General features: G+C 62.5%; 3 protein-coding genes. 1 reads left to right on the top strand and 2 read right to left on the bottom strand.

The window, feature by feature from the left end; translation table 11 throughout:
• Positions 1–185 precede the first annotated feature (185 nt).
• Positions 186–1,562, bottom strand: a complete 1,377-nt coding sequence (locus EN925_RS24360; RefSeq protein WP_027163687.1) for an MFS transporter — start codon at positions 1,560–1,562, stop codon at positions 186–188.
• 354 nt (positions 1,563–1,916) lie between these two features.
• Between EN925_RS24360 and EN925_RS24355 the strand changes: the two genes are divergently transcribed.
• Positions 1,917–4,061: a TonB-dependent siderophore receptor gene (locus tag EN925_RS24355; protein ID WP_127368342.1), complete on the top strand. Its 2,145-nt coding sequence runs from the start codon at positions 1,917–1,919 to the stop codon at positions 4,059–4,061.
• Between the two features lie 80 nt (positions 4,062–4,141).
• Here the strand turns inward: EN925_RS24355 and EN925_RS24350 are convergent.
• A partial coding sequence (locus EN925_RS24350; RefSeq protein ID WP_164894361.1) for an NAD-glutamate dehydrogenase domain-containing protein occupies positions 4,142–4,596 on the bottom strand: 455 nt, incomplete at its 5' end.

The raw sequence follows: 4,596 nt of genomic DNA, 5'->3' as shown, positions 1-4,596 counted from the left end.
GCTTGGCTTTTCGAGCTTCGAACGCCCTGAGCCCGCGAAGGGCCGGGCGGTGGACGATCCGCCCTGCCGGGTCCCCGCTGCTCCGCAGCGTCCCGGCGTTCGCCAGCCTTTCATCGTGCCCCTGGCACGATGAATTCGCTTCGCGAACCGGCCGCTCACCCCACAGGGGAGAAGGAAGAAAGAACTCACTCCGCCGGCCGGTCCGCCGGATAGGGCGTCTTGACCAGGATCGCTATGCCGATCCCGAGGAACAGCACGATCACCGCCATGCCGAGCCGTGCCGAGCCGCTGGCCAAGGTGACGGACGCGACCATGAACGGCGCCAGGAAACTGGTCGCCCGTCCGGCCAGCGCATAAATGCCGAAATAGCGGCCGGATTCTGCCGCCGTGACGCTGCGCGCCATGTAGGATCGCGACGACGCCTGCACCGGCCCGAAAGCCACACCGATCAACAGGCCGAAGAAGATGTAGGCCTTTTCCGCTGCGGTGCCGAACAGGCCGCCACTGTCCGGTCCAGGCATCATCCAGAGGCCGAACAAAGTATAGCCCGGTCCGGTCGAGACGATGCCGATCGTGGCGATGCTGAGCAGGACCAGCGAGATCATGACGATGGTTTTTGAGCCAAGCGCCGTGTCGAGACGGGCCGCAACCAGGCAGCCGAAGATGGCGACGACGTTGAGAATGATGCCGAAAATACCGATTTCGGTGATCGACCAGTGGAACATCGCTGCTGCGAAAGTGCCCCCCAGCGCCAGCACCGCATTGACACCGTCCTGATAGATCATGCGGGCGACCAGGAAGCGGAAGATGCCGCTGCGCTTGCGCACCTCGCCCAGCGTCACTTTCAGCTCCGCCAACCCCTCTCGCACCGCAGGGCCGATCGGCAGGCCCTTGATGGCATCGGGGGTGAAAAAGAACATCGGCAGGATGAACAGGAAGTACCAGCCGGCTGACAAAGGCCCGGTTGCGCGCGCGTCCTCGCCGAGCTTCGGGTCGAGCCCAAAGAGCGGGTCGGTGCCGATGATCGTCTTGCCGGTCTCCGGCGAACCGGCCAAGCAAGCGACGACGAAGATCAGCGCGATCATGCCGCCGAGATAACCAAGGCCCCAGGCCATGTTGGAGATTCGGCCGATCTCGCTCTTCGGCACCAGGCGCGGCATCATCGAATCGTTGAACACGGTCGAAAACTCGGCCGCGACCGACGCCAGCGAAAAGAACAGCACGACCAGGAAAAGGTTCGAACCGGGGGCCGCGAACCAAAGCATGCAAAGGCAGGTGACCTTGACCGCGGCAAAGAATGCGATCCAGGGCTTGCGCGGGCCGGTCTGGTCGGCAATCGAGCCGAGGATGGGCGACAGCACGGCGATGACAAGACCTGCCGCGGCAATGCCGTAGCCCCAGGCCGCCTGGCCGGTCTCCGGATCGCTCGCCATGCGCGAGACGAAGTAAGGTCCGAAGATGAAGGTCGTCACGACCGTGAAGAACGGCTGCGCCGCCCAGTCGAACAGCATCCATCCCCAGATGCCGCGCCCGGACGCACGCTGCACTGTCTCTACCGTCATCATGATCCCTCGGCACCGGTTCCGTGTCGGGCGCCATGTCTGCATGTTTCATGCGCTCATGCAATGAACGAAGCTCGGTGCCGTACCCTTGACGTTGCCGGGCGTTCACTGTTCGAAAGCCATGCAACCGGCTTTCGTCCGCTACGCGAACCAAGCCCGTATTTTTCTCGTGGGGGAAGCCGGACCGTAGGTCCGGCGCCGTCCTCCACCCCCTGCTTCGCAACGATTGTCGCCGGCGTGGATCTCTTGATTATTAAGTTGACTCTTTTTGTCCGCTTTGACTAATTGCGCTCGCGCAGGGCCGGAACGGTGACCGGCCGAACTGCTCGAAATTGGTCTGACAGGGAATAAGAGATGACGATTGGTCGACAGGCATTGCTGCGCATTCAGGCAAGGCGATTGATTGCGAGCAGTGCCTTGATAGCGGCATCTTTTGGAATGGTGGGGACCGGCCGGGCCCAGGACGTTTCGCCGGACGATGCAACTCAACTGGAAACGATCGTCGTCACCGGCAAGTCGGACCGCGTTGGCGGGCCCGATCAAACGATCGTCGCCAAGGATACGGCGACCGCCACCAAGACCGATACGCCGATCGTCGACGTTCCCGCCTCGGTTTCAGTTGTAACCCAAAAGGAACTGGAGGCGCGCCATATCGAAAGCCTCCAGCAGGCCGTGGCCTACACATCTAGCGTCCTCACCGACGAGTTCGGCAACGATGACCGATACGACTATATTCGCATCCGCGGTTTCGACCAGACATCGCTCGGTACCTATCGCGACGGCCTGACGGCGCGCATCCCAGCCTGGTTCACGGCCAGCCGTCTCGAACCTTACGGACTTCAGCGCGTGGAGGTCCTGAAGGGATCGACATCGACGCTTTTTGGTCTCAACGGCCCTGGCGGATTGGTGAACGCCATTACCAAGCGGCCGCTGGACCAGAAGCAGGGGGAGATTTACACGTCCTATGGCGACGGCACCAAGGAGATTGGCGTTGATTTTGGCGGGCCGATCGACGCCGATGGCGTGTGGACCTATCGGCTTACCGGGCTGGCCAAGGATAGCGATCAAGGATGGGATTATTCCAACGACGACCGGCTTTACATCGCACCCGCGTTGACCATCAAGCCCGAGGAAGGAACCTCGCTCACCATCCTGACTGACTATTACAAGCGAGATGGCACAGGCGCACGCGGCACCCCCGCCGGCGCCAATATCGACATCGGCACCTTCCTGGGCGAGCCGGATTTCAACCGCTTCAACACCGAGCAGGTCGATATCGGCTACCAGTTCGAACATCAATTCAACGAGAATCTCACCTTCCGCTCCAATGCCCGCTACACGCATTTGAGCCTCGACTACGCCGAGGTCTACGGCGCGTCGCTTGACCCCACGGCGGACCGCACGGCATTTTCCGTCGGCGGCCTGTCCAACCGCTATGCCTTCGACAATCAGTTGCAATACGATACGGGCTGGGACCGGGTCGACAGCAAGACGCTTGTCGGCGTCGACTACGCCAACGACAACACCCGCGAAAACATCCTCTTCGGCACCGCGGGTCCCATCGACATCGACAACCCGACCTATTGCGGTCTATCCTGCATCAACCTCGGCCCCTACGTGAACTGGCGGGTCAAGCAACAGGCGGTCGGTGTCTATGCCCAGGAGCAATTGACGTTTGACGACCGCTGGATCGTCACCCTGGGCGGGCGCTGGGACCGCGTGCAGACGACTGCTGATTATCTCGACCTGGGAACGCAGGACGACGACACCGCATCGGCCTTCACCAAGCGCGCCGGCCTGACCTACAAATTCACCCCGAACCTCGCGGTCTACGCCAACTATTCGGAAAGCTTCCAGCCGCTCGTGTCGCCAAGCGCCAACGGGTATGCGGTCTCGGGCTCGTTGAAGCCTCAGGAGGGCAAACAGTATGAGGCAGGCATCAAGTACAAGCCCGACGGCTTCGACGGCCTGTTCACAGCCGCGGTCTTCGACCTTACCCAAACCAATGTTCCGACCTATGTCACGCCTGTTGTCCAGCAGCAGATCGGCAAGGTTGGCGTCCGCGGCATCGAACTCGAGGGCAAGGCCGCCATCGCGGAAAACCTGAACCTGACGCTTGCCTATTCCTACTGGGATGCCGAGATCCTGGAAGACGGCATTGGCGGGAATGCCGGCAATCGGCCGCAGCGCGTTCCTCGCCACCTGGCGTCAGCCTGGGTCGACTACACGCTTCCCGAGGAAGGACCGCGTGGCGACCTGACCATCGGCGGTGGCGTGCGCTATATCGGACAAACCTACGGGGATGACGCGAACACCATTTCGATTGGCGGCTACGCACTGGTGGATGCGGCGATTAGCTACAAGATGACCAAGGACGTGACGTTGGCCTTGAACGCAACGAACCTGTTCGACCGGAAGTATCTGACAACCAGCTATTACGGGACCGAATTCTACGGCGACCGGCTGAAAATCGTCGGCACCCTCAAACATTCCTGGTGAGCTTGCTGAACGCCAAGCGCCGACAACATTGGAAAAGGCGCCACACGCACCCGACAATGCGTGTGGCAATCATCGACGGTTCACATCCCCGTCAGATCGCTCATCAGCCCCGACGCCACCGACAGCCGCGACACGGTGATGTCGCCGCCCTCGGTCAACGCCTGCAGCCGCTCGCGGATGCGCGCCACCCGCTCGCCGCCGGCGTCCAGCCAGGCAGCCACCGGATCGGCCGTCTTGGCGTGGCCGGTGAGCGCCGCCACCGCGATGCCGCGCCGTGCCGCATCGATCGTGTCGGTGGCGCGCGAAAGCGCCAGCTGATCGTAGTAGTCCGATGGCGTGATCGAGCGTGCGGCGTCCTCGACACGCGGAATGCGGAAGGCATCGCTGACGGCGAAGAACGCCTTGGCCGCGGCGACGATATCGGCGCCGGCGGTGCGCGCCGTCAGCGCGATGTCGGGGATGAGTTCCGCCACCTCGCTCAGTGCCAGCTGCCCGGCCAAGCTTTCCGGCGCGCCGGCCTTGAACAGCCCATGCC

Origin of the sequence: Mesorhizobium sp. M7A.F.Ca.US.006.04.2.1, assembly GCF_004022915.1 — a bacterium.
GTDB lineage: Bacteria > Pseudomonadota > Alphaproteobacteria > Rhizobiales > Rhizobiaceae > Mesorhizobium > Mesorhizobium ciceri.
The sequence above is the reverse complement of the archived record's forward strand: the minus strand, read 5'-3'. Positions and strand labels throughout refer to the sequence as shown.